Below are 4796 nucleotides of genomic sequence, written 5' to 3' on the forward strand. Positions count from 1 at the left end.
GGAGTAAACTGATAAAGACCATAACCACGCGCTGTATAGTTCTGACCATTCTCTGCCTCTACCGCAGTTGCTGCAAATCCTGACTCAGATTGAATGTTCCCCATAACACCAGCAGCTGACGTTCCACTCAATCCATATACTTCCGTCAGAATTTTATAGACTGCTTCAGCAACTTTATATTCTTCCGTCCCCTCAACAAGCCAATTCCCCCCAGCATCACCAAGAGAAGGATCAGACGCACTGCTGCCGCCTGATGATGAACTAGACCCAGAAGAGGAGACTGTATTTCTATTTTTCAGAAGCTCAACATATTCTTCTAAAGACAAGTTTTTCTTATTCATGTAGGCAGCATTTTCTGCTCCTACATAACGGAAATGCCAATCTTCAAAACCAACACCTGTAGAGCCACTCTTATCTGATTCAAAGCGACGAACAAATCCTAACTTCTCTGCCACCTGTTTTAGCTTTTCAGCTTTTTCCTTGGGCATTTCATTCAGACTGTCAACAGTTGAAATATCAAGTGCAAGACCAGTCTGGTGCTCAGAAGCTCCAGGGGGTTGAGAGTATGTCTGGACTTTTTTCTCAGCTTCCTCTTTGCTTAGACCAGTCCCCATTTCTTTTTGGACATAGCTTTCATATAGTTGTTCTTGATAAGCAACACTACGATAACCAGAAATCAAGTGAAAGGACGGGTCAATCTTCTGGGCTTCAGCCAGTAAGTCTTGAACATTTTTTTCTATCCTTTTGTCAACTTGAATATTACCAACTGTTGCTAAATCAGGATTCATTTCTGGTTTTTTATTATCACGATTTACCAGAACTAGTTCCCAACTATCTACCGAACTATTAGGAAGGTCACTCTGCCCCCCTTTTTCATTGGCAGCACAATTATCTCTCTGAGCATCTATGACAGAATAAGGAGCTGCCTGAACAGTTGGTGCCAAGGTGTTTATAGCCATAATCAAGATTATTCCACTGGCAAATGTTCGGATTCCTTTTTTCCACATTATATTCTTTGAATGAGTTTTTATAACAAAATCCTCCACTCTTTTATTATATATCCTATTATATCACTTTAACTACCTTAATAAAAGCATATCAAAGCATTTTGTCTTGTTTTTCTAAAGAAAAAGCGATATAATTATATTACCACACAAAGAATAAAAGGAGCGCAAAAAGGACATGGCAAATTTTTCTAATTCAACCCAATCAAAAGAGATATTCGACCAGACACAAGAACATTTACAAATTTTTAAAGATGCTACAAATGATCTAATCAACAAACTTCACACCTCTATCTACTTTGGGAATACCTTATCAGAGATTGATTTCAATGAGTGTTTAGACTACTTGATGAAAACCAAGGAGGCTTTTGACCAATATTTTGAAGATACTGAAAAGCTTATTTATCTTAGAGCAGAGCGAACAAAAGTAGAAAAGGCAGAAGTTACTGGTGTGCGCGTGCTGGATTTAGAAGAACTTATGAAAGATTTAAGAAAAGAACAATAAAGCAAGATAATATCTTGCTTTTTATTTTATCTCCGAAATATTCAGGATATTACCTTTAATTAAGCCTTTACATAATCTAATTTACTTGATATAATAAAATTGTTTAAATTTCTAAAAGGAGATAAAAGATGGTCTTTCTGCAATCATTCTTTAATAGGTATGTTGTCACTTATCTTGTAGAATACCCACCAGTATTTTTAGTGATTTGGCTTCTGGCTGACCACTATCGAATGCCAATAATCACAAAAATTATACTAGCTTCAAGAAAGAAAATATTTGGCATTATATTGTCAGCTTCCCTAGCTACTTTTGTGCCCTACTTACTAACACAAATCTTTTATTCCCTTTTCCTGAAATTATAGACATCAAAGAATATAACACACAAGGAGTAATACTATGGCTGGATATAATCCAAATAATTTTTTCAAACCCAATAATACACACGTTGGAAAAGCAACTTCTACTTTTGATCCAAGGGTTATCACTAAAACTAAACCCATGACTAAATCTCAAATTGAAAACTATAAACGAGAAGCTAGCCGCGGAACTAGTCTCCAGTCCTCTTTAGCCAATCAAGGTTTATCAAGCAGCATGGGAAAGAGCGATCGTCTCTTTCTACTTCAGAACAAAATTGCAACTAAGAAAATCAAGACTATTGCGGAGGCAGCCTATCATTTACAAGTGACAGAACCTACTGTGATTCGCTACTTAAAAGAACTCAATATCCCATTCAATAAGGAAAAAGGAATTATAAAAACAAGTTAAAAATTAAAAGGCTTCCTAATCAGGTTGCCTTTTTTAATTCATTATACCTATTGATTTTATCCCATGTATCTAGGTATCTATACTCTACTATGTTGATATCTTGGATTTGCCTACTTCCCTTAATTCTCCAAAGTAATTGTCTATAGTCATTGTAACGTCCACTGCCAGGCTCTACTGGATCAAGCGCAACCAAGGTCTTAAAGCGATACTGAAAACGATCTACCCCAACTCCAACAGATGCAGTTGTGGCCAGAAGAATTTTGCAGTCATTATGATTTACTTGGTCATCTCCAGCCCATAAGCCAACATCAGGGTTCTCTTTATTTTGATGGTACAAAGCTGTAATAACCTGTTTGCTGTTTCCTACAATCAGTAACCCATGAGTCGCTCTCTCAATCAAGCCGCCTATAGCTTCCATCAAGGGGCTTTTGAGGTCTTCCTTAACACAAATCTTAGGAAATGAAATTCCAACCACTGCTTGTCTTAAATACCGTCTAAAATGCTCTTCTCCGAACTTGGTTTTAGGCATTACATATTCACCATCCACTTCCACCACATTTAATGCTTCCATATCTTCAATTTTCTTAAGATTCTCTTCTGGTATTCTAATCCAAGGTCTGAACGGCTTTACCTCATAGCCATTATTTTCTTCTGACTGCTCTATCGCCTCTATTTCTTCCCAACGCATAAAATTGCCATTTGAATCCAGTTGACTAATATATGTCTCGTAGTCTCTAAAATCTTTCCAGGTTTCTTTTGTATAAGAATAATCGTCACATTCCATGAGTCCCCAATATTTAGTCCAGCTATTTTTTCTATTAGGATTTGCTTGGTTAAAGAATGTCTTTTCCAAAGGATAAAAGTTCAATCCCTTTTGTCGGATTGGCGTTGCTGAAAGTCCTATAGAGTAGCTTCGTTTGATTTGTTTGTAATTTTTGACAGTTTTATCACTACACATGTTTTGCCACTCATCAACAATCATGACATCAAAAGTCAACTCTTGCTCTATTTGCTTTATCTCATCAAATAGTTTGCAATATTGAGCATTCTTTTTATAAAGCTTTCTATCTTTAATCTTTCTTTTCAACTCTTTTTGCTCTGTTTTTAATTCGCTCAATCTTTCACATATAGAGTTCAACTTTTTGTCTGTCATATAGGTACAAGAGAAAGCATCTTCATATCCCAATTCTTTTGCCTGCTTCTGCCAACCATTCAAAATTACTGTTAGATTATTTAATACTAAGACTTTTTTAGCTTTCTTATGCTTACAAATAGCCAAACCAGCTAGGGTTTTCCCTTTCCCACCAAGAGCTTCCAGAAATATTCCGTCTATACTTCTGTCACTTCTTTCTATCGCTTTTTTTTGCCACTCTCTCAGTAATAGTTGTTTTCCCATTTTTTCTCCATTATTCACTAAAGGCCAGACATCACTCTGGCCATTTTTTATTGTAAGTACCTTATGTTTCTAAGCAACTCTCTAGCTTCTTGTTGATCCAACATCTGAACAGAATAAACCAGCCCTCTACGACAATAGTCATAGTATAAACCTAAATAGTCATCTAGCAACTTTTTATTGGGAGCACTGATGTAGTTATACTGCACAATCGTTAGCATACTTCCCTCAACTTGAGCTTCAAGAGGCATATTTTGCAGTTTGCACATTTCTTTTGTAGAGCTTCTCTTTGCCTGTCGAATCCGCTTATTATTTTCTCGAATTTGATGCTTGGCACTTTGTGGCTCTACAGTTGATATTGGTAACTCAAGTACACCTCTTAATCGCTCTCTTTGCCAAGCTGTTGAAATATCCAACAAGGAATTGACATCTTTTTTGAAAGAAAGTGGTGATACAAATCCCTCTATTCTACCGACGCGAGCCACTCTGCCATCTTTTTCCCAAATATAGCCATCAGCATCTACCTGCCCATCTCCTGTTTCACGAACAGGCTCTTCTTTCCCATTCTTAATTGCTTTTTCTCGCTTTTTGAAACGGGAAATGGTACGAGCTTTGCTAAATAGGGAGCCATAAGAAGCATCTGTCATGGTCATAAATAACAAACATGCACATGCCGTTAAATAAAGAATAAAAATAGGAATTCCTAAATACAAGGCGCGAGTTGGATTGCTCATCATGTAATAAATAACTGCAAAAAAACCCAGTAGTCCAAAAGCAATGAGATATATCATTCGAAGGGAGTTTATTTCATAGGTTCGCCCAACATACTTTTCTAACCACTCCCAACGACTGGCTACATCACCACGTTTTTTATTTAGATTATACCGAATACCAAACTCTTCTTTTCTTTTCGTACTACTCATTCTTACCTCCGTCTATTCGCTACCAAAGCTGAAAGTGCGTTCTTGATCGCCCTCTTTAACAACAACTACTCCGCCATCACCTTTTTTATTAAGACTCTGAATCTTCCCATAAGAAACTTGTCCATTACCAGTATCAACAGGAATATATTCTCCTACACGATACTTTTGATTTGCTTTTGACTGTAGTTCTTTATTTTCCGATTGCA

Annotated in this window: 6 protein-coding genes and 1 pseudogene; 2 read left to right on the top strand and 5 right to left on the bottom strand. The window is 36.7% G+C overall.

Annotation, left to right across the window (positions count from 1 at the left end):
* Together K4I03_RS12595 and K4I03_RS12505 are read right to left on the bottom strand one after the other, a co-directional pair.
* Positions 1 to 131 (bottom strand): phage tail tip lysozyme (locus K4I03_RS12595; RefSeq protein ID WP_265333651.1); only part of this gene is annotated, 131 nt, incomplete at its 3' end.
* A gap of 162 nt (positions 132 to 293) precedes the next feature.
* Positions 294 to 1007 (bottom strand): annotated as a pseudogene (locus K4I03_RS12505) (M15 family metallopeptidase); the annotation flags it as partial.
* A 175-nt stretch (positions 1008 to 1182) separates the two neighbouring features.
* On the opposite strand from K4I03_RS12505, the gene K4I03_RS12510 reads away from it, so the two are divergent.
* Both K4I03_RS12510 and K4I03_RS12515 read left to right on the top strand, forming a co-directional pair.
* On the top strand, positions 1183 to 1509 hold the full coding sequence (locus tag K4I03_RS12510) for a hypothetical protein (protein ID WP_227965687.1): 327 nt from the start codon (positions 1183 to 1185) through the stop codon (positions 1507 to 1509).
* A 396-nt stretch (positions 1510 to 1905) separates the two neighbouring features.
* Entirely contained in the window at positions 1906 to 2274 is a 369-nt protein-coding gene (locus K4I03_RS12515; RefSeq protein ID WP_227965689.1) for a hypothetical protein, read from the top strand.
* A 19-nt stretch (positions 2275 to 2293) separates the two neighbouring features.
* Here the strand turns inward: K4I03_RS12515 and K4I03_RS12520 are convergent, their stop codons facing one another.
* The 3 genes from K4I03_RS12520 to K4I03_RS12530 form a co-directional block, all read right to left on the bottom strand.
* Entirely contained in the window at positions 2294 to 3670 is a 1377-nt protein-coding gene (locus tag K4I03_RS12520; protein ID WP_227965691.1) for a DEAD/DEAH box helicase family protein, read from the bottom strand.
* A 47-nt stretch (positions 3671 to 3717) separates the two neighbouring features.
* Positions 3718 to 4590, bottom strand: a complete 873-nt coding sequence (locus tag K4I03_RS12525) for a hypothetical protein (protein WP_227965693.1) — start codon at positions 4588 to 4590, stop codon at positions 3718 to 3720.
* A 12-nt stretch (positions 4591 to 4602) separates the two neighbouring features.
* Positions 4603 to 4796, bottom strand: a 194-nt coding sequence (locus K4I03_RS12530; RefSeq protein WP_227965695.1) for a hypothetical protein, incomplete at its 5' end; no start/stop codon positions are given.

Origin of the sequence: Streptococcus sanguinis (assembly GCF_020729725.1) — a bacterium.
In the GTDB taxonomy this organism is placed as follows: Bacteria; Bacillota; Bacilli; order Lactobacillales; family Streptococcaceae; genus Streptococcus; species Streptococcus sanguinis_V.

Excerpts from the sequence above, each read along its gene's own strand:
- K4I03_RS12510 (WP_227965687.1), top strand. The coding sequence starts at position 1,183 with ATGGCAAATTTTTCTAATTCAACCCAATCAAAAGAGATATTCGACCAG.
- K4I03_RS12515 (WP_227965689.1), top strand. The coding sequence starts at position 1,906 with ATGGCTGGATATAATCCAAATAATTTTTTCAAACCCAATAATACACAC.
- K4I03_RS12520 (WP_227965691.1), bottom strand. The coding sequence starts at position 3,670 with ATGGGAAAACAACTATTACTGAGAGAGTGGCAAAAAAAAGCGATAGAA.
- K4I03_RS12525 (WP_227965693.1), bottom strand. The coding sequence starts at position 4,590 with ATGAGTAGTACGAAAAGAAAAGAAGAGTTTGGTATTCGGTATAATCTA.